At 31.8% G+C, this 22,193-nt stretch carries 15 protein-coding genes; 7 read left to right on the top strand and 8 right to left on the bottom strand.

Going from position 1 to position 22,193, the window contains the following annotated elements:
* On the top strand, positions 1-534 hold the full coding sequence (locus Q4512_RS02410) for a YciI family protein (protein WP_303421234.1): 534 nt from the start codon (positions 1-3) through the stop codon (positions 532-534).
* Here Q4512_RS02410 and pbpC read toward each other — a convergent pair whose 3' ends face one another.
* Positions 535-2,886: a penicillin-binding protein 1C gene (gene pbpC, locus Q4512_RS02405; RefSeq protein ID WP_303421233.1), complete on the bottom strand. Its 2,352-nt coding sequence runs from the start codon at positions 2,884-2,886 to the stop codon at positions 535-537. It abuts the gene before it with no gap.
* A gap of 89 nt (positions 2,887-2,975) precedes the next feature.
* On the opposite strand from pbpC, the gene Q4512_RS02400 reads away from it, so the two are divergent.
* Positions 2,976-5,297 (top strand): T9SS type B sorting domain-containing protein, encoded by a 2,322-nt coding sequence (locus Q4512_RS02400; RefSeq protein ID WP_303421231.1) that lies wholly within the window; start codon positions 2,976-2,978, stop codon positions 5,295-5,297.
* 59 nt (positions 5,298-5,356) lie between these two features.
* Here Q4512_RS02400 and Q4512_RS02395 read toward each other — a convergent pair whose 3' ends face one another.
* From Q4512_RS02395 to Q4512_RS02385, 3 genes are all read right to left on the bottom strand, one after another.
* On the bottom strand, positions 5,357-5,671 hold the full coding sequence (locus Q4512_RS02395; protein WP_303421229.1) for an antibiotic biosynthesis monooxygenase: 315 nt from the start codon (positions 5,669-5,671) through the stop codon (positions 5,357-5,359).
* The gene (locus Q4512_RS02390; RefSeq protein ID WP_303421227.1) at positions 5,668-6,390 is read right to left on the bottom strand and encodes a YqjF family protein; all 723 of its coding nucleotides are present in this window, start codon (positions 6,388-6,390) and stop codon (positions 5,668-5,670) included. The genes Q4512_RS02395 and Q4512_RS02390 overlap by 4 nt, the downstream gene beginning before the upstream one ends.
* A 185-nt stretch (positions 6,391-6,575) precedes the next feature.
* Positions 6,576-12,146, bottom strand: a complete 5,571-nt coding sequence (locus tag Q4512_RS02385) for an alpha-2-macroglobulin (RefSeq protein ID WP_303421225.1) — start codon at positions 12,144-12,146, stop codon at positions 6,576-6,578.
* A 244-nt stretch (positions 12,147-12,390) separates the two neighbouring features.
* Between Q4512_RS02385 and Q4512_RS02380 the strand changes: the two genes are divergently transcribed.
* From Q4512_RS02380 to Q4512_RS02360, 5 genes are all read left to right on the top strand, one after another.
* The gene (locus Q4512_RS02380; RefSeq protein ID WP_303421224.1) at positions 12,391-13,944 is read left to right on the top strand and encodes an aldehyde dehydrogenase family protein; all 1,554 of its coding nucleotides are present in this window, start codon (positions 12,391-12,393) and stop codon (positions 13,942-13,944) included.
* Positions 13,945-14,117: 173 nt separating this feature from the next.
* Positions 14,118-15,047 carry an OmpA family protein gene (locus Q4512_RS02375; RefSeq protein ID WP_303421223.1) on the top strand — a complete coding sequence of 310 codons (930 nt, stop codon included), beginning with the start codon at positions 14,118-14,120 and terminating at the stop codon, positions 15,045-15,047.
* Positions 15,048-15,071: 24 nt separating this feature from the next.
* Entirely contained in the window at positions 15,072-15,608 is a 537-nt protein-coding gene (locus Q4512_RS02370) for a hypothetical protein (RefSeq protein WP_303421221.1), read from the top strand.
* 146 nt (positions 15,609-15,754) lie between these two features.
* On the top strand, positions 15,755-17,131 hold the full coding sequence (locus Q4512_RS02365) for a DUF1800 family protein (protein WP_303421219.1): 1,377 nt from the start codon (positions 15,755-15,757) through the stop codon (positions 17,129-17,131).
* Between the two features lie 42 nt (positions 17,132-17,173).
* Complete coding sequence (locus tag Q4512_RS02360; protein WP_303421217.1) at positions 17,174-18,364, top strand: DUF1501 domain-containing protein; 1,191 nt, start codon at positions 17,174-17,176, stop codon at positions 18,362-18,364.
* A gap of 53 nt (positions 18,365-18,417) precedes the next feature.
* On the opposite strand, the gene Q4512_RS02355 is transcribed toward Q4512_RS02360, so the two are convergent.
* The 4 genes from Q4512_RS02355 to Q4512_RS02340 form a co-directional block, all read right to left on the bottom strand.
* A complete protein-coding gene (locus Q4512_RS02355) occupies positions 18,418-18,819 on the bottom strand; it encodes a lipocalin family protein (protein WP_303421215.1) in 402 nt (133 codons plus the stop codon).
* 288 nt (positions 18,820-19,107) lie between these two features.
* The gene (locus Q4512_RS02350) at positions 19,108-20,241 is read right to left on the bottom strand and encodes an ATP-binding protein (protein WP_303421214.1); all 1,134 of its coding nucleotides are present in this window, start codon (positions 20,239-20,241) and stop codon (positions 19,108-19,110) included.
* A gap of 41 nt (positions 20,242-20,282) precedes the next feature.
* On the bottom strand, positions 20,283-21,350 hold the full coding sequence (locus Q4512_RS02345) for a hypothetical protein (RefSeq protein ID WP_303421213.1): 1,068 nt from the start codon (positions 21,348-21,350) through the stop codon (positions 20,283-20,285).
* A gap of 2 nt (positions 21,351-21,352) precedes the next feature.
* A complete protein-coding gene (locus Q4512_RS02340; protein ID WP_303421212.1) occupies positions 21,353-22,111 on the bottom strand; it encodes an SDR family NAD(P)-dependent oxidoreductase in 759 nt (252 codons plus the stop codon).
* Positions 22,112-22,193 lie beyond the last annotated feature (82 nt).

Below are 22,193 nucleotides of genomic sequence, written 5' to 3'. Positions count from 1 at the left end.
ATGAAACAAATTATAATTTTAATTCTTGTATGTACAACGGTTCTTGCATGCAAAAAAGAGAGTAAAACGATAACCAACAAAATTTCAACCGTTCCAGAAGAAGAAGTTATTGAAGAAGTAGTTCCTGATATACAGGAAGTAAAAAAATCTGTCGCTAATGTATTAGCAGAACTTAAAGCCAAAGGTTTTGAAACGTTTAATTATGTAGATGAAAAAACCAAAGATACCGTAATCATGCAAAAATATTTTATGGCTTTCTTAAAAACGGGACCAATTAGAAACCAGAATGAAGAAGAAGCAAAAGCATTACAAGAGGATCATTTAGAACATTTAAGCAGAATGTATGCCGAGGGTTATGCAGATTTATCGGGACCTTTTGGTGACGATGGAGATATTCGTGGTATTACTGTGTATAATGTGCCAACTAAAAAAATAGCAGATAGCTTGGCGAATCTAGATCCTATGGTACAAGCTGGAAGATTAAAAATAGAAATGCACCCTTGGTGGTGCGCGAAAGGGATTTCTTTACGATAGCTATTTGGAAACCGTAATAAAACGCTTTACTTCATTGCCAAAAGCATCTACAACAGTAATTTTATGTTTTCCTACTTTTGGTAGTATTGCCAAATCATGAATGTCTTTTGTAGTACCAACAAAAACAGTATCTACATACCAAAATAAAGTAGTTTCTGGTTTAGAATGTGCAATTTTTAAAACCAGTTCATTCGTGTTTCCATCAAAATCTTTTGGCAAGAAAACAGTTGTATTCTCTTTTGGATAAATAAATTGCATAGAAACAGGGTTTTCGCCTAAACAATCGCTTCTAAATTTTGGTAGCCGTTTGTAAAAAGGATTTTTAGTTTTGTAATAGAATTCCATTAAAGGTGGAAGTACAAACCAAGATTTGTTTTCCATGTTACTAATATCTTCACACGAGGAATTTACTTGATACTTTTCGTTTTTATCTAAATGCACAAGCATATGGTACGGACAGGGTTTCGTTTTTAATCCGCTAACCTGTATGAATTTATTTTCGATTTCCTCACAGTTTTCTGTCGCTCTATAACCACTTTTTGTACAGATGCGAACTTTTTGCATTTCATCAAAAGGTTTTACAAACCAATCGCTATTTGGTAAAACATCAAAAATATCAAATAAAACTGGAGCAGCTGTTTGCACACCTACTAAACCTGGTCTTCCTTCGCCATCTGCATTACCAACCCAAATACCAACTACATAATCTTTAGTAGTACCAATTGCCCAAGCATCACGAAAACCAAAGCTGGTTCCTGTCTTCCAGGCGATTTGTTTAGAACCATCAAAAAATTCCCAACTCTCATCACTTTCTGGTCTGTTTACTTCTTTTAAACTTTCGTATGTTAAGTAAATGGAAGCTGCATCCAATAAGGTTTTTTCTGAAGTTTTCTTTCCAAAATCTATTTTTTCAGAAGCTAAAAAAGTAGGTTCGCAAAATTCATTGGTATAATATTGACTAGAATTTTCGGAGTAATGATTTATGGTTGAAGATAACGAAGCATAGCTTTTACATAAATCCCAGAGATTACTTTCTGCACCCCCCAAAACTAATGTTAAGCCATAATGATTTGCGTTGTATTTTAAATCTTTTAGGTTTAATTTTTTTAAATAATGATGAAACCTGTCTAAACCAAACTCCTGAAGCATGCGTACAGCAGGTACGTTTAAAGAACGAGATAAAGCACGACTTGCAGGAACGGCACCATCGTATTCTTTATTAAAATTTACAGGAGAATAGTTGCCATATTGTGTTGGCACATCTGCAATTAAAGTATTAGGTAACAAATCTCCAGAATCTAACATAGCAGCGTACAAGAATGGTTTTAAAACGCTTCCTGTACTTCTTGGCTTGTCTATAATATCTACATCCTTTTGGTGTGTTTTGTCTGTAGGTGTATTACCTACATAGGCTAACACTTGTCGCGTTTTTACATCTAAAACTAAGGCAGATATATTGTAAATTTCATTTTGTTTCAATAAATTATAGTGATTTTTTACAATAGCATTGACTTGATTTTGCAGTCCAGATTTAATGGTGGTTTGTACGCGTTTCCCATAATTTGTTTTAGCTATTTTTTGTAATAGATGAGGTGCTGTTTGTGGTAAAGGATATGGTTTTTGTGGTAAACCTTCAGCTATCGATAAAGTATAGGTGAGTGAATCTATAATCTGTTTTTCTAGTAGTTTTTTTAATAAACGATTTCGCTTTGCTCGTAATCGTTCTTGGTTTTTCCCTGGATAAATTAAACTTGGTGCATTAGGTAAAACAGCAAGTGTCGCGCTTTCTGCCCATGATAATTGGTTTGCATTTCTATTAAAATAGCGCCAAGATGCAGCATCAATACCAACTACATTTCCGCCAAAAGGAGCATGACTGCTATAAAACGATAATATTTGTTCTTTGCTTTCGCGAAATTCTAATCGTGTAGCAAGAATGATTTCTTTAATTTTTTCGAAATAAGTTCTAGACTGTCCTTTTCTTGAAAGACGAATTACTTGTTGTGTAATGGTACTTCCACCTCGTTTTACTTCCCCAGATTGTATGTTTTGTTTTAGTGCTTTAAATATAGAAATAGGATTAAAACCTGGATGTTTGTAAAAATATTCGTCTTCAAATTGAATAATACAAGTTTTAAATTTTTTTGGTATAGTATCGTTTTCTGGAAATCGCCATTGTCCATCTTTTGCAATTTGTGCACCAAGAAGTTTATTATTAGAACTTGTTATCACTGTTGCTGTTGGGTCTTTAAAAAGTTGCTTCGGTAAACAGAAATAATAAGCAAGTAATAGCACTACTAATACTGTAGATTTTACTTTATTCTTATATATATAACTTTTTAACCTATACATGAACTGCACATCTTTAGTTTTAGTTCTTTTATCTTATTTGTAATTCAATAAATATAGTTATTTTAGAAATCTTACAATAATAGATTTAGATGAAAAAAAGCCTTGTATATCATAATGTTTTCCTAATTTTTCTTGTGTTTTTTTCTACCGGAAATATACTTGCGCAATTAGGTTTTTGTCAAGGAAATTCTGGCGATTCCATTTTTACAGAAACCTTTGGTACTGGAACAACAAACACGACTTTACCAGCTGGTACTACAACGTATTCTTATTTTAATGGAATTCCGAATGACGGATTTTATTCGGTTATGAATACCACTTCTGGAAACACTTTTGGTTGGCATGCAATTCAAGACCATACTGCTGGTGATATTAATGGAAAAATGCTTGTTGTAAATGCGAGTTTTTCTGCTGGTGAGTTTTATAGAACTATTGTTTCTGGTTTATGTGAAAATACTACTTATGAGTTTTCTGCATGGATGATGAATCTAGTGATTGCTGGTGGGTTTTGTTCTACACTTTCTTCAGGAACCATTCCAATTAATGTTGGATTTGAAATATGGGATAATACCGACACTAATAGATTAGCTAGTGGTAATACAGGAGATATTTTTGAAACTAATTCTCCTAATTGGGAACAATACGCATTAGTATTTCAAACATTACCTGCTCAAACTTCTGTGATTTTAAAAATGATTAATAATGGAATTGGTGGTTGTGGAAACGATTTAGCGATTGATGATATTGTTTTTAAAAGTTGTGGTGACTTTATAGGGATTACAGATTCTTCAGGCGATAATGCTGCTGCTTTATGTAGTGTAGATACACCTTATAATACCATTTTTACTGCAACACCAGATAATACGGTTTTTAGTAGTCATTTTTATCAGTGGCAAGAAAGTGTAGATGGAATTACTTGGGGAGATATTATAGGAGAAACAAATGCTACCTTAACGGTTTCTGGAGTCACTTCTACTATATATTACAGAGCAAAAGTTGCTGAATATGCAACAAACTTAAATAATGCAGATTGTATAACTTTTTCAGATGTTTTTTCTGTGATCATTACACAAGCAGGACCACAACCACCAAATATAACTTGTTGGGATGATTATCAATTAGATACAGCTTCTTGCACATGGCAAAATAATGGTTCGCAAGATACGCAACCACCAATTGTAAATTGTTGGGACGATTATCAGTTTGACACAACAACTTGTACATGGCAAAATATTGGAGTGCAAGATGCACAACCACCAAATATAACCTGTTGGGATAATTACCAATTTGATACAGCATCTTGTACATGGCAAAATAATGGTTCGCAAGATATACAGCCACCAATTGTAAATTGTTGGGATGATTTTCAGTTCGACACAACAACTTGTACATGGCAAAATATAGGAACACAAGATATACAACCATCAAATGTGAACTGTTGGGATGCTTTTCAATTCGACACAACTTCTTGTACATGGCAAAATATTGGAGTGCAAGATGCACAACCACCAAATGTAAATTGTTGGGATGATTACCAATTTGATACAGCATCTTGTGCATGGCAAAATAATGGTATGCAAGATGTACAGCCACCAATTATAAACTGTTGGGACGATTATCAGTTTGATACAACAACTTGTACATGGCAAAATATTGGATTTCAAGATGTACAGCCTCCAAATGTAACTTGCTGGGATGATTTTCAGTTTAATCCTATAACATGTGAATGGGAAAATAGGGGAATAGAACCTATGACAGAGAGTAATGAGTCCTACAGCTTTTGCGAAGGAGAAGACATCACTTTATTTGCTAATACCACTTTAATAAACCCAGATTTCGATTGGGATTCGGGAGAAATCTCACAAAGTATAACAATTAGTAATCCAGGTAATTATTCTGTAGAAATATCCGATAGTTGTACTACCGAAATTATTAATTTTCAAGTTACTCAAATAGATAAACCAATTATCGAAAGTGTTATATCTGTTGGAAATGATATTGTTGTCGAAACTACAAATATGGGCGATTTTTTATACGCTCTAGATGGAGTTCAATACCAGTCTAGTAATACGTTTTATAATGTAGAAAATGGTTTAAATACTGTGTATGTGAAAGATGTAAGAGGTTGTAATCCAGTGATAATTACACATTTGCATTTTGCAATTCCTACTTTTTTCACACCAAATAATGATGGATATAATGATACTTTTAACTTAAATGGAATGGAGAATTATAATACTTCCGAAGTGTATGTTTTTGATCGTTTTGGAAAGCTTATAAAAAGCGCTAAAAACAGTCCTTTTGTTTGGGACGGCACATTTAACAATCAAGAACTTCCAAGTGCAGATTATTGGTATATTGTCATTTTAGACAATCAAGAAATGAAAGGGCATTTTACTTTAAAGCGATAATTTTTTTATTGCAGTAAAACGAAACAAGCTCTAATTGCTTCTGTTGTAACTTTTTTGTATTAAAACGAACTATTAAACGCATATTCACGTTCTACTTTACAAATTCTAACATGATACCAATTGTACCAGTCTTGTCTTCCTTTTAATTGTGCTGTTAAATGATCTGTTTGCTGTTTCCAGTTTTTAATAGCTTCTATAGTTTCCCAATAACTTACAGTAATTCCAACATTGTCTCTAGCAGAATCTATTCCTAAAAAGCCTTCTTGCTGTTTTGCTAGAATTTCCATTTTTTCAGCCATTTCTACATAACCTTCTATATTTTCATTTTGAGTTGAAGTAAAAATAACTGCGTAATAAGGTTTAAGGTTTTTCATAAAGCTAATTTCTTTTTATCCCAAGTTAAAACCTGTACACCTTTAGAATAATGTATTTTACTTGGATAATTATTAAGAATATGATTTAATTTAGGGTAATGTATTTCTAGTTTTTTAATCTCAATAGCTTGCATTGGCCAAGCAACATGATGTACGTCGTATTCTAAAAATTGACCTTTATAATCTTGAAAAGTAGCATAACGTTCCGTCAACCAATTATCTGTTTCGTCTTTAATTACGGGATTATTTTCTAATCGATATTCTGTAAAAAACCAATTGTTTTCTTTCTTGTTTGAAGATGCAAAACTGTAAGAGGTACGTTTCATTTTAGAAGGATAATACGGAAATTTAGAAATGGACTTTAAAACTTTGCACGAGGAACGTTTACTACCTTCCATGCTTAAAAAATAGACACTAGGTTTATTATTACATATAACATAAACACGAATATTTATTTCATGAAAATCGGAAATATGTGGTAGTTTAGGGAGGCTTCTAATTCCAATATTATTCATGTTAAATGCCACTAAACTCACCCAGGTTTTTCCGTTTAAAACATCTAATTCTAAACCATTTGGAAGTAAAGGTCTTATCAAATTACAATCTATTTCCCAATGTAAAAAAATAGCATCATTCCATTCTTGGTAAAATTTCCAAGCGCGTGAAGGGTAATCAAAAGGCCTGTGTTTACAATGATTAAGTATTTCTTTTGCTTTCATCTTTAGTTCCCACGAAAGTGGGATTTAATTTAATTTGGCGTTACCTAAAGGTCAGGCTTTCACTACTCGCTCTTTTTAAGGAGCTCAAACAAACCGTTCAATCCTTAACGCACTAACCTGTTATGTTTTTTTTCAAAATTAAAACGACTTCTTTTTTGCGATGTTGCAGCCTGTGCAAGAGTTTGTTACTTTACAACGGCAATCCAACGACCTTTATTTCTAACTAAAAACTCATTATCATACATTGCTTCAGCTTGCACTCCAGGTAAATAATAAGTTCCTAAATAAGCAGCATTTAGCATGACGTTAAAGGTCTTAGTGTCATATTTTCCTTTTTTATTTAAATCGAAATAAAAATTTACACGATCATCACGAATATCTGTAAAACGCGCTTGACTTGTTGTACTGCTTCCAAAGTCTGTAAAACGTGTATTTACAATTTCCCAACCTGATGGAAAAATTTGTGTTAACGCAACATCATTCACCTTTTCATTTTTAAGATTACTCACCTTAACTGTTGCTACAAAATCCTGACCTTGTTGCAATTTCGAAATGTCTATTGTATTTCCTTGTAAATCTTTATACACAACAGAAACACTTAAACCACGTTGCTCAGTGATTTCGTTACCTAAAGGCAGTTTACCAGAATTTAATACACGAACATAAACAATATTGCTTTGCTTGTTTGTAAAGGAAAATGTATTGCTTCCTTCTTTAACTATTAAATCTCGTTGTGCAATAGCACTTTTGGTGTCTATTTCTTCTGTTTTTCCGTTTAACGTATATTGTAGCTTCATTGCTTTTCCGCCATTTGCCTCTACCATTTTTGCCATTGCTAACAAGCTGTATGCAGAGGTTTGTGTACTCATCCAGCGACTACTAGATAAATCTTTAGCAATAGTTTTAGCCAATTCTCTAACTCTTGGGTCTTTAGTAATTACCATGGTTTCTAAAGCCATTGCACGATTTCTATCTACAGATCCATAGGTGTAATAATTATATTTAGGTGGTAAAAACTCAATATTTGCAGTTTTAGAAATCTGTGTGCTAGCTTCCTGTTGTCCTGCTAAAGCATAAGCCGAAGCCAAACGCCATTTTGCTTCGTTAGAAATTTCGGTAAATTCTCTAAGCCTATTCATTGCTGCTAAATCTGGACTTCCTGCTAATGCTAAAGTGTATAATCTATATGCTTGCGCTAAATCACTATTGTAGGTTTTATAGCTTGGTCTCCAATCTCGAGCCGCTTGCTTTTGGTATGTAATCCAGTTACTTTTAAAAGTAAGAGGAAGCACAAATCCTTTCTTCTCGGCTTCCATCATAAAATGTCCAGCGTAACTAGTTCCCCAATCATTGGCAGTGTTTTCTCCTATCCAATAACTCATTCCTCCATTTGGTCTTTGAAAATGACCTAAGCGTTTGATGCCATTTTCTATATTCGATTGTATTTCTTGCTTTTTCTTAAAAGTTAAATCGAAAATATCTTGCAAGTATAATTGCGGAAAAACGCCAGAAGTAGTTTGTTCTACACAACCATGAGGATATTGCACAAGGTATTGTAATCTTTTAGAAAAGTCCATTGGTGGCATGGTAGAAAATTCAACCGTTGCACTATTAGTTCCTGAAACACCAAAGGTTTTAAAATCTAGATTTTCGGAAGTATTTGCTTCTAAAGTTTTATCTAAAGCGACAGATGTAATTGGATTGGTGTTTACCACATCTAACTCTACTTTATATGTAGATTTTTCACCATTTCCAGTCGCAACAACTTCCACAGTATGGATACCTTTTGCTTTACTAACATCCAATTCAAAATAAACCATTTTTTCGTCTGGTTTAGCAAAAGAGACTGTTTGTGTTTTGCTACCAACTACTTCTATACCATTGCTTAGTTTTAAGTTAATATTTACTTTTTTAATATTTGGTTCCATAGCAAAAACAGTAACTGGAAGGGTCACTTTTTCGCCAGGGCTTAGTTTCCGCGGAAGCGTTGCTAACACCATTAAAGGTTTTTTTACTTGAACCGTTTTATCTGTACTTCCATATGCTTCGTTATTAATATCTCCTGCCACAACCATGGTTCTTACCGAACCAATATAGTTTGGCATTTTAATTTTATGTACTTTGTTATCCCCTGCGTTTAATTGAAAAGGGCCTAAAAAGGTTACAACAGGTTTAAAACGATTGGCTTTTTTGTTTTTACCACCTGCAGCACTTGCATCTCCACCAATGGCGAATATTTGATCTACGCTTCCAGAGTATGCACCAATCACATCATCAAAAATATCCCAAGTTTTTACGCCTAAAGCTTCACGTTTGTAAAATTCACCCCAAGCATTTGGAGTTTTAAAACGTGTTAAGTCCAGCAAGCCTTCTTCTACCATAGCAATCGTATAGGTCATTGCTTTGTTGTTTTTTTCAGACACAAAAACCTCAAATTCTTGTTCAGGACGTAAAACGCTTGCCATTTTAATTTCTGGTTCTAGCTTGGTGTTTGGGTCTTCTACCATTATAGGAATTACACCATATAAACGAATAGGTAAATCGTTAGCAGTAATTGCATGTGGTTGTAACAGCGAAATATTTACAAAAACATTTGGAGCCATTTTTGCTGTAATAGGAATGCTTACCTTTGTTTCGCCTTTGGTAGTTTTTACCCATTTGTGTTCTAATACTTCTGTGCCATTTTCAATACTCACCAAAGCACGACCTTCGCTACCAGAAGGAAAAGTAATTGTAGCAGTTTCTCCAACATTATAATTTTCTTTGTCTGATGCAAATGCTAACATTTTTGCAGCTTCTTTATCACCAGAAGGTGTGTACCAGTTTTTATAAAAGTAAGCAGTTCGTCCTGTTGCATGCCCGCTTTTAGGATCGAATACTCGAATAAGGAAACGACCTTTGTCGCTTTCTGGAATATTTAAAGTGAAACTAGTTTTGCCATTGGTATCTGTATCTAGTTTCAGGTTTTTATATGCTTGATGAAAGGTGCTTGAGGTGTACGAAGATAGGTTGTCATAAGAGGAATTCCACCACCAGCGCCAATTTATTTTATAGACTTTTACTTCTAAACCTTTACGTTTTATAGGTTTTCCTTGTGCATCTACAACGACAATATTAAAGGTTTGGTTTTCGTTGGTAACAAAAGAGCCATAACCTTTTCCTTTGGGTGATTTTAAACCTACAAAAGATTTGTAAGGGGCATATTGTTTGGTAAAAGCATCCATAGAAAAGTCACCTCCATTCTCGAAAGCACGAACTAAAAATTGTGCATTTAACATTCCTGGAGCGTTGCTACCAACGTTTAATTTGTTGGTAATGTTTGCTATACCTTCTTCGTTTACTTTACCATCAAAAATGACGATTTCTTCACTTGAAAAAGTTCGCGAAGGATCACGAAAAACGTAATCTTTATAGTTTTTAAAACTGGAATACGAGTTGCTAAATTTCGCTTTAATTTCGGTTCTAACACTTTTTGCAGGAGCTCCATGTAACCATTTTACATCTAATTTTCCGTTTAACGGATTTGCACCAGAAAGTACTTCGTCTTCAAAATCGACTTTAATTTTTAAACGATTAGGTTTCACTGTTTCCACTTTTAAGCCTTTATAAAAAGTGGCTCCACCAACCGAAACTTTTGCATTCCAGTTTCCTGTTTTGTCTTCGGTTGAAGTAGGAACAGTAAAGGTATACAGATTGTTGAGGTTGTTTGTTGTAATGTTTCTAAAAGCAAGTTTTCCATTGGCATCTGTGATTTCCATTTTTACAGGATGCTTTTTTGGTAGCTTGTTTCCAGTATCATTTAACATAAAAGATAAATGTAAAGTGTCCCCTGGTCTCCAAACACCACGTTCGCCATAAATATAGCCTTTTAGTCCACGTTGCAAATGGTTTCCAGAAATATCAAATTTGCTTAAGGATAAAGAATTACCATCGTTTAATTTTAGGTAACTCGTATTGTTTCCTTTAGAAATGATTGCGAAAGCAGCATGGTTTTCTGCATCTATAGTAGCTAAACCTTCGCTATCTGTTTTCGTACTAGCAATTTCTTGTTGTTGAAAGTTATAAATACGAACTGTTGCTCCTGCTTCAGGATTGGTATCTAAAATATTAGTTATAGCAAAATAATAATTATTGTTTGCACCTTTTTTTGCAATTACTCCAAGATTAGAGGCTAATACGTTTTGAGCAACTGTTTTGTTGTTGTAAAAAGCTTCTTTACATGGGTTTTTTCTATCGCTCCAGTTGTAGTAATTGTTTCTGTAACTGTAGGTTAAATTGTCCCAATATTCTTCCTCTCTAAGGTTTTCATCTTCTGTTGTAGTTTCTCTATAGTCATCATAATAATAGTCATCTTCGTAGTATTCTTCTTCATAATAATCGTCGTTGTCTTCAGAATTTGTAATGTTTTGATTGCCTTCGCAGTTGTACAAAGAGTATTCTTTTTTCATTTCTAACTCTACTCTGTAAATTGCTCCAGGATCTGCTTTCATATATTTGGATAAATCAACACTGTATGTTTTCCATTTCCCTGTATTATCTGCTTCATTTTGAAGTGTAATGGTTTGTTTTGCAATACGTCTACCAACACGACGTACATCATTTCTATTTGTGTTGTTGAGGTTGTTGTCTTGTAAAAACTGAAGCACGTTATCTTCAAATATTTTAATTATTCTAACATCGACAGCTTTTAAATTAACCGCTTCAAAATTGAATTTTAGTTCTTGTGAGTTTGGTAAAATAACACCATTACTTATTAGTCTAACTTGAGGTTTTTCATCTTCAAAAGCTATCATCTCCGAAAATGGTTTCTTTAGTTTATACCCTTCTGTATTAGCTATTCCTTGAAAAACATCTACCTGTATATTGCCAACAATTTTAGCATTAGGGTATGCTTTTAATACATTGCCATCTACAATATATTTAGGGTTTTTTACATTTTGAATGGATACTAATCCGTCAAAATTTTGTTGCTTTTTTAAAGGATCCGAAAAATTGATAGATAAAAATTGTTCTGGTGTTTGTACCACATCTACTTTGGTAATTATAAAGTTGTTTTTACCAGGGATATTCACAATGTTTTCGCCAGAATTATCTGCTTTAATGCTTTTTCCATTCCATGTAACAAGTATTTTATCATCTTCAATTAATCGATGGATACTATCTATTTTAAATTCGAAAACTTTGGAATTTTTATACGATTCATTCCAAACAATTTTTAATTTTTTTCCATTTTGTGATGCTTCAACAAGTTGTTTTGCATCCTCTAAATAAATCATATCTGCACTGCGAACAACACCCTCTAAATATTGCCATTCTTTATTATACGATTGTAAGTTATTGGTAACAATATTGAAGTTTGGTGTAATGGTTTTAAACTGAAACGTGTAGGTTTTAAAGTCTGCTGGAATATCACTATAGATCTTATCTAGTTTAATATTTACAGTATATTCTGTGTCTGGATCTAAGGTTTCATCAGGAACAAAACGAAGCGAATGCTTATTGTTTACTAATAGTTTCCCATTAACATGTGGTTTTATGGTAACCATATTATCTGTTATTTCTTGATTTATTTCCCAACCTTCTACATCATTTGCTAAATTAATTTCAATAGCATTTGCTATAGAAATATGTCCAGAAGTAGTGTAGCTTATGTAGTCTTTAAATTGGAAGATATTATCCGTTTCTTCCACCTTTTTTTTACAGGAAAAGATTAAAGAGAAAAGGAATACCAAAGCAAGAAGTTTCTTGATGTGCATAGGAGAAGATTTTTAAAGTGAATACATGTAAAAGAGCTGTAATATAATTCGTGTTAATATAAATACTCTTGCAGTAAACGTTTTAGATTTTTAATAGCTGTTAAATTGTTCTTAAAGTTAAAAAAAGAAGCCTGTATTTACGCTTTTTTAAATGAATATTTTTAAGAAATAAAACGATGCTTGAACAGGTAAATAATTAGTATCTTTGAAATAAATTTAAATAATTCGTAAAAAACAAACATATATGGAAGCTATTTCTACAGATTTCGGAATGGATAACGCATTAAAAGCATTAGGTGTTGCCGCAATTAATGAAGGAACCTCTACAGGTTCTAATAATTTTTCAAATGGAGAAATTATTGCGTCTTATTCTCCGGTTGATGGAAAATTAATTGGAAAAGTAAAAACAACGACAAGAGCAGATTACGACAAAGTAATGGAAACTGCTACCAAGGCATTTTTATCTTTTAGAGATATGCCAGCTCCACAACGTGGAGAAATCGTACGTCAGTTTGGAAATAAATTAAGAGAATTGAAAGAGCCTTTAGGAAAACTTGTTTCCTACGAAATGGGAAAATCTTTGCAAGAAGGTTATGGTGAGGTGCAAGAAATGATTGATATCTGCGATTTTGCAGTTGGTTTATCTAGACAATTAAACGGACAAACCATTCCATCAGAAAGGCCAGGACACGTTATGCGTGAGCAATGGCATCCTATTGGTGTTGTAGGTATAATCTCTGCATTTAACTTTCCAGTTGCTGTTTGGGCATGGAATACCGCTTTAGCTTGGATTTGTGGAGATGTTTGTGTTTGGAAAGGTTCAGAAAAAGCACCTTTATGCACCATTGCTTGTCAGAATATTATAGCTGGAGTATTAAAAGATAACAATTTACCAGAAGGGATTTCTTGTATTATAAATGGAGATTATAAAGTAGGTGAAATGATGACAACAGATTCAAGAATTCCACTTGTGTCTGCTACAGGATCTACTAGAATGGGAAGAATAGTTGGAGCAACAGTTGCAGAACGTTTTGGGAAATCTTTATTAGAATTAGGAGGCAATAATGCAATTATTATTACACCAACAGCCGATTTAAAAGTAGTGGTTCCTGGAGCTGTATTTGGAGCTGTTGGAACTTGTGGTCAACGTTGTACTTCTACAAGAAGATTAATTATACATGAATCGGTTTATGATAAAGTACGTGACGCCATTGTTGGTGCGTATGGGCAATTAATTATTGGAAACCCTTTAGATGAAAAAAATCATATTGGACCATTAATTGATAAAGATGCAGTAAATACTTATTTGGAAGCTATAGCAAAAGCAAAAGCAGAAGGCGGAAATGTGTTAGTTGAAGGTGGTGTTTTAACTGGTGAAGGTTACGAATCTGGTTGTTACGTAAAACCAGCAATTATTGAAGCAGAAAATCATTTTGAAATTGTACAACATGAAACTTTTGCTCCAATTTTATATTTAATGAAATATACTGGTGAAGTAGAAAATGCTATTGCAAAACAAAACGGAGTTGCACAAGGTTTATCTTCTGCAATCATGACAAACGAAATGAAAGAGGCAGAAAAATTCTTGTCCTATGCAGGATCTGATTGCGGAATTGCAAATGTGAATATAGGAACTTCAGGAGCAGAAATTGGTGGTGCTTTTGGTGGAGAAAAAGAAACTGGAGGTGGAAGAGAATCTGGTTCTGATGCATGGAAAGTATATATGAGAAGACAAACGAATACTATAAATTATTCTGATGAGTTGCCTTTAGCTCAAGGAATTAAATTTGATTTGTAAGACCAAATAAATTCTAATTAAAAAAAGCCACATCATTTGATGTGGCTTTTTTTGTTTCATAACGTATAAATTAAGTAGTTAATCGATAATTAAAAGAAACTTAAACTTTAAAAATGAAAATTACATCTAAAATTTAATATCTTGATAATCATTAACTTATAAAAACTAACTAAATGAGTAAAAAAACATCTTACCTTCTAGGTATTTTGCTTACCATTATTATTGGAACTTTATTGTATTGGTGGCTTTGTTGTAGTTGTTGTAATAAAGAAAGTTGCAAGAACAAAAAAGTTACAGAAAGTACAATAGTAGCAAAGCCTAATGTAAGTAAAACAACCCTAAATTCTTTTTCTATAAAGGATGGAAATTATGCTATTAATAGCAATGACAATTTTAATTTTAAAGATTCTAATTTTAAAATTTTAGAACCAGTTTCAGAAGATTTGAAGAATTCTGTTGTACAACTAAAAACGTATTTTAACGAAAACCCTTCAAAAAGAGTATCTATTACGGGATACTATACTAATGGCGAAACTAACAATTCTGCATATCCCAATTTAGGTTTGGCTAGAGCAAATGCAGTTAAAAACTATTTTGTTTCACAAGGAATATCTTCAAAAATAATAGATACTCAGGGCGAATTAAAAGACAGTATGGTTGCAGACGAAAACAAAGTCTTTTTTGGGCCTGTGGATTATAAAATATCTGCAAAAGAAGAAGGGGATACTTCAGCTGAAGACGCGTTAAAAGCAGATTGTGCTTCTTTAAAAGCAAATCCGTTAGTATTATATTTTAATACCGGAGAAGCTCAAATAAACTTAACATTAGAGCAACGTAAAAAAATTGCAGCTATTTCTAGATGTGTTGATAAACTAGGAGTCAAAGTACAAGTTGTTGGGCATACAGATAATACTGGTGTTGCCGCAAAGAATATAACTCTTGGTCAAAATAGAGCTAATTTTGCGAAAGATTATTTAATACAAAATGGTATTTTAAGCACTAACATTGAAGCTTTATCTCAAGGCCCTAATGAGCCAATTGCAGATAATGCGACAGAAGAAGGTAGAGCTAAAAATAGAAGAACAGTAGTAACAATTAATTAAATTAAAATTTAAAAAATATAAAATATGTGGTGTATATTAATTCCATTATTAGTTGGTGCAATTTGTGCCTTATTAGGATATTTACTAGGAAAATTATTTGGAGGAAGTAGTGAAGATAATTCTACGGATCTAAATGTTTACAAAAGTAGAATAGCAAAACTAGAAGCAGATTTAGAAGCTTGTAAAGCAAGTAAGTCTTCAGGATTAGGTTCTGCGGTATCTTCTTTTGCGGCAGGAGCAGGAGTCGGTTCTGTTGCTAAAATCGCTTTTGATGCAGACGCAGCTAAAGCTGTATTTGGTAAAAAAATTAAAGAAGATGATTTAACAGTAGTAGAAGGTATTGGTCCAAAAATTAAAGAACTTTTTCATAATCATGATGTGAAAACATGGCAAGCATTATCAGATTGTAGTATAGAAAAATGCCAAGAAGTTTTAAACTCTGGAGGAGAAAGGTATAAAATACATAAACCAGGAACTTGGCCAAAACAAGCATTATTAGCTTATCAAGGAAAATGGAAAGAACTGTTTGATTGGCAAGATGAATTAGATGGAGGTAAGTAATTTTTTCCTTTTACAAAACAAATTAAAAACCGTTTTAGTAAACTAAAACGGTTTTTTTTATAATAAAATTAAGATGTTTATTAAAAATTTGGTTAGATTTTTGATAACTTTAATGGGTAACAGTAGCTTTTATTTATCTTAAAAATATGAACAAAAAACACATATTACATTTGTATTGGAGGGCAGGCTTTGGGGTATTGCCTAAAGAATCTATGGAATTAGAAAAACAGTCGAAACAATTTATAGTTAACGACTTGTTTAAAAAATCATTAAATGCAAAGCCTTTATCTGTCGATACATCAAAATTAGACACTTATACTATTGAAAGTTTTAAAGAAGATAAAATGGCAAGACAAGCTTTTTTAAATCTTAATGGCGAAAAATTTAATGAGTATAATTATGCTTGGATCGATAGGTTAAATTATTCTAATCAAATTTTAAGAGAAAGAATGACCTTGTTTTGGGCAAATCATTTTGTTTGTAGAGACAGAAACATATATCACCTCACACTATATAATAACGCACTTCGTGAAAATGCGTTGGGTAATTTTAGAGATTTCGTTAAGGTTATTTCAAAAGAAGCCTCAATGATTAAATATCTAGATACTAGAAAGAATAGTAAAAGAAGTCCTAATGAAAATTTTTCAAGAGAATTATTAGAACTTTTTACTCTTGGAGTAGGAAACTATAGTGAACAAGATATTAAAGAAGGCGCAAGAGCCTTTACAGGTTATAAATATGATGAAAAGGATGGGTCTTTTATTTTTAATGAAAAAGCCCATGATGGTAAAAATAAAACTTTTCTAAATAAGCAAGGGGCATTTTATGGTGATGATATAATTGATATTATTTTAGAGCAGGAACAATGTGCCAAATTTATTTGCGAAAAAATATACAAATATTTTGTGAATGATAAATTAGTAGACTCTCATGTTTCTGAGATGGTTGCTGTTTTTTACCCCGATTATAATATAGAAACATTAATGCGATATGTTTTTACTTCCAATTGGTTCTATAATGATGAAAATATTGGAACAAAAATAAAATCTCCTATCGAACTTTTAGTTGGTATGAATAAGGTAGTGCCTATGGAGTTTAAAGAGAAAAAAGACTATTTAAAAATTCAAAAACTGTTAGGTCAATTTTTGCTTGACCCTCCAAATGTTGCAGGCTGGAAAGGTGGAAAAGGTTGGATAGATACCAATTCCTTAATGTTTAGATTGAAGCTTCCTCAATTGTTACTAGCAAATACAGTGTTAGACATAAAAGAAAAAGGAGAGTTTACAGAGTCTTATAAAACACTTTATAAAAAAACAAAGACAAAGTCAACAATAGATGTTACTCCAGATTGGAATTATTTCAAAGAAAATTTTGAAACGATATCATTTAACCAAATGAAAGAAAATTTAATTCAATGCGCACTAAATGATGGAACCGAAATTTTTTTAGAAAGCATAAATAAATATAATAAGAAAGATATTGTAATTCAAATGATGTCTTTACCAGAATACCAATTATGCTAGAGATTATTAATAACAGGAAGACCTAAAAGTAAAAGAAGAATTATGAAAAGAAGACAATTTATAAAAAACTCATCTTTAGCTAGTACATTGTTTTTTGTTCCTAGCTTTGTGAAGGCTTTCGAGAAAATAGCCATTGAAGGTTTAGGCTATAAAAAACTAGTGATAATTCAGCTATCTGGTGGTAACGATGGTTTAAATACGGTAATTCCTTACAAGAATGATTTGTATTATAAACTGAGGCCCACGATTTCTATAAAAGAAAATAAAGTGATTAAACTAAATGATACTATTGGTTTGCATCCTAGTTTAACACCGTTAAAAAAATTATATGACCAAGGATTGCTTGCTATTGTTAATAATGTGGGCTATCCAAACCCAAATCGTTCTCATTTTAGATCTACAGATATATGGCAAACTGCAAGTGATTCTAGTGAATATATACAAAGTGGCTGGGTAGGAAGGTATTTAGATGCATTTGGAAAAAATTATTATAATGCTATCGAGATAGATGATAGTTTATCTTTAATGATGAAGGGTGAAAATATAAGCGGTATTGCTACTAAAAGTGCTTCAAGATTATATTCTGCATCTCAAGATCCTTTTTTTAAAAAAATACTGAGTTATCAAAATGATGAACATTTAAGTGAACATAATTTAGGCTACTTATATAAAACAATGATTGCTGCCGAATCTTCTGCAAAACACATTTTTTTTAATGCTAAAAAAGTAGTTAAATCTAATGATTATCCAAATAATGGTTTTGCAAATCAGTTAAAAACAATGGCGCAGTTTATTAATTCTGGAATGGATACTAAGGTTTTTTACTCCTCATTGGGAGGCTTTGATACGCATTCGAATCAAAATAATAAACAGAAGGTGCTTTTAGAGATGTATGCTGAAAGTATGGAAGCTTTTGTAAGAGATTTAAAACAGCAAAACACCTTTAAAGATACATTGATTTTAACCTTTACTGAATTTGGTAGAAGAGTCCAACAAAACTCTTCTAATGGTACAGATCATGGTGCTGCAAACAATGTATTTATAATTGGCGATAATTTAAAAAAACAAGGACTGTATAATGACTTAGCTAGTTTGAGTGATTTAGATGCTAATGGAGATATAAAATATGAAATTGATTTTAGAACTATTTACGCAACCATATTAAAAAAATGGTTACAAGTAGACGATAAGATAATTTTGAATAAATCTTTTGAGCAGCTAGATTTTATTTAAAAAAAAGCTTCCTTAGTTGCTTTACTAAGGAAGCTATAAGTTAAACATATTCTCTATCTAGTAAATACTAGTTCGCCATCTTCATCAGGTGGTGATATTACTAAGTCTGTAGTAGAAATTAGTTCTATGATAAATGTTTCTGAAGTACTTAGATTAATAATAAGGGTTACATTATCATCTAACAGGCTATATGTTCCTTCTAAATAACCTCCTGAAGTACAATCCCCAGAAACACTATGTTCATAAAAGGTATCTGTTGCAAATGTTCCATCAGTATTGAAATCAAAATAAGAAGTTGCTGTACAAGGAGTAGCTCCTTCTATTACTATAAACCATTTGTGTGCTAATAGTTCTTGAGTAGTAGGTTCCAGATTACTACTATCGTCATCATTATCACAACTAAAAAAGGTTAAAGAAAATAAAATGCTTAAAGCAATAAGTTTTAGAGTTTTCATAATATTGGGTTTTATTGTCTAACTTTTAATGCTGAAATAATTTAAAGGTTAACATTATTCGTTAACTTTTTAATACATTATTTTAAAAACCAATAAATTTAAATAAGACTTTAATGAATAAAAAAAACTTGCTTCATCTTTAAACAAATAAAGAAAGAAGCAAGATTTAAATTACTCTGTTGATTAATAGCAGTGTAAATATATGATAATCAAAGCATAAAAACATTAAAAATTTATCGTTAGTTGTAAAGAATATATAATTGGTACTGTTTTTTGTATAGTTGGTAGCTAACTATATTTTACTTTTCGTAAAATACGTAGTGATTCTTTATAAAATAGATACGCATCTTCACTGTGCGATTTTAAAAAAGGTTTTGCTTCGGTAAGTTTACTTAAAGCTTCTTGAAAATTATTTAGATAACAAATTAAGTATGTTTCAGGAAGACTCATTAAATCTGCTTCTTCATTTTTATTTAGTGATTGTCCTTTTTTTAATTTTTCTAATAAGGTATTGTTAGCATTGTAAATATGATGTAAAACTTTTTTGTCAAATTGAGGAGCTTCAAACACTAATTTAGTTTCAATAGTATAGTTCGCGTTATTTTGAAACTGAATAACGGTTTCTTCTAAGGTATAATATTTAGATGTGTTTTGTAACCCAAGATTAACATATTCAATAATTTTAAAGCTGTCTTCATTGTAGCTAATTGCAACTTCATCTAAGGTGGAAAAAAACAGGCGTACTTGCTCGTTTACCATTTCTATATCCACTCTAGAATAAAAAATTTCTTTACCAACTATTTTTTTTTGTCCAGACCAACAAAGCACAAAATACTCTTTAAATACTTTGTATTTTGGGTTGTAATCTTTTCGCTTATTTAAAAAAGTAAAAACACTATCCAGCGTATGTTGTATGTTGTTTTGTGAGTGGTTTTCAATAGCTTCAACAATTTTTGAATTAACATCTGTAATTTCACTTTTAAAAACCTTAGGCATACTCATACTTCCATCTCTAAAAAAGACAGCACCACCATAATATTTCCAAATATTTTTACGAAGGGATGTTAAGCTATTTATAGCTCGTATAGTAACTAAGCCAACAACTTTATCGTCTGGTAAATGTGGAAATGGAATATTCTCATATTGTACTATTGGTGGATTAGTAAGATAGGCATTTATTAAATTTTGAATTTTAGAATCGTCAAAAAAGTCGACACCAATAATCTTATTGTCTTCATCTTCTACACCAATAACGATATACGAATTGTTCTTAGGGTTGCTATTAGAAAGAGCACAAACGTGTTTTAAAAACTTGGCTTTCCCTTCTTTTTGACTAATATTAATTTTTCGCTTTTTATCATAAAAACTGTTCTCATCATTATGAGCTAGTAGGTTTTTAATAAGTAAGCGTTTATTAATCATGTTTACTTTCTGCGTAGGCAGGAGTATTTTTAATTATTAGTTTAAAATTCTATTGGGATAAAAAATTGGTCTTTAAAGGTAATCGCTTCAAATTCTATTAGTTCACCAATACCATCTTTGTAATAAATATCACTATGCAAAAGTTTTTTTATTTTCTGAAGAATATCATCAGCACTATAGGGGTCTTGGACATAAATTTTTTTTAAATTATCAATTGAATTTAAAATAAATTCATCAACTTTTCTGTTGAAAAAAGGGAATGAATATCCAATAACAATTATTATATCTGTTTTATCTATTGTATTTCTTAAGTCGCTGTAAAACTGAAGGTTTTCGTTGAATCTTTCCCAAGCAAATGACATGTTTGGAGCGTGTTCTGTAAATAATTGTTTGTTTTCATAGATTTCTAAAAAACTATTAATAAGTTTTACTTTATTAATGTCATAATCTTGAATTAAATCATAGAGGTTGTTGTTTTTATCAGTAATAGTTGTTGTTCCATTAACTTTAAAAACACCAAATTCTTGTTTGTTAGATATATTGTCTAATTGATTTCCCTTAGAAAATGTATTTAATATATTTCTGGATTTCTCTATAGATGTATTTGAGAATTTACTGAATGCAATTTCTAATTGAGAATCGTAATTCCAAGAAACGATTTTTATGTTTTGTGGAATTTCTTTTAAGTTCTCTAGAATTGAAGCAAAAAAACTATCATATCTTTTGTCAAATTTAGAAGTTTGCTCAAAAATAAAAAAGCAGGATAAGACATATTTTAATTTTTTTAATAAAGAAAAATCTTCTTGTAAGTATAGTTTTTTCGCATAAGTATCAATACTTGTGTGGTTTCTGCTTTCCTTTCTTAACCATAGGATATCTTTATGAAACTCATCTATTAATGTGAATTTTTCTTTTGTAAAAGGAGTGTTATCGAAATAATCACAAATTAAATTTTTTTTAAAGTCAGGAGGATTATCATTTTTCTGGTATTCTAAGTATATTCTAGGATTAAATTGAAATGCAAATTCTAGCAAAGTTTCTGGTATTTTTTCAACAACAGGTAATGCATTATAGCTAGCCCCTGCTCCTAATAAATAAGTTATATTCATAATTATATTTCCTTTTTCACAATGGTGCTACTAGCTTGCGCTGTACAAAACACTAATAAATCTGCAATATTTACATGTGGTGGACGCGAAATAGCAAAGTAAATAATGTCTGCAATATCTTCTGGTTGTAATGCTTTGTAGCCCTTATAAACAGTGTCTGCTTTGGGATCTCCTTTAAAACGTACTTGCGAGAATTCGGTTTCTACCAATCCAGGATTAATTGCACCAACTTTTATTCCGTATTGGTTGAGGTCTATACGCATACCTTCTGTAATTGCTAAAACGGCATGTTTACTGCCACAATATACATTTCCTTTTGGGTACACTTCTTTTCCTGCCGAGGAACCAATATTAATAATATGCCCAGAATTTCTTTTAGTCATCATTGGTATAATCGCTTTACTTACATAAAGTAATCCTTTTACGTTAATATCTAACATAGCATCCCAATCGTCAAGATTTCCTGTTTCAATTGGGTCTAAACCATGTGCGTTTCCAGCGTTATTAATTAAAATGTCTATGTTTTTAAATGCCTCTGGTAGTAAATCTATAGCGTTAAAAGTTGCTTCTTTATCACGAACATCAAAACTTAAAGTATGTACATTGGTTTGTTTGCTTAATGCTTTTTGTATGGTGTCTAGTCGTTCTTTTCTTCTTCCGCAAAGTATAAGGTTGATACCGTGTTTTGCTAATTCATGCGCTGTTGCTTTACCAATTCCGCTTGTAGCTCCAGTTATTAAGGCTGTTTTGTTGTTATTCATAGTTTAATTTTTCACTATTCACTATTCACTATTCACTATTCACTATTCACTATTCACTATTCACTATTCACTATTCACTATT

It is taken from the genome of Oceanihabitans sp. 2_MG-2023, assembly GCF_030547245.1.
In the GTDB taxonomy this organism is placed as follows: domain Bacteria; phylum Bacteroidota; class Bacteroidia; order Flavobacteriales; family Flavobacteriaceae; genus Oceanihabitans.
This window is presented reverse-complemented; position numbering and strand designations above follow the sequence as displayed.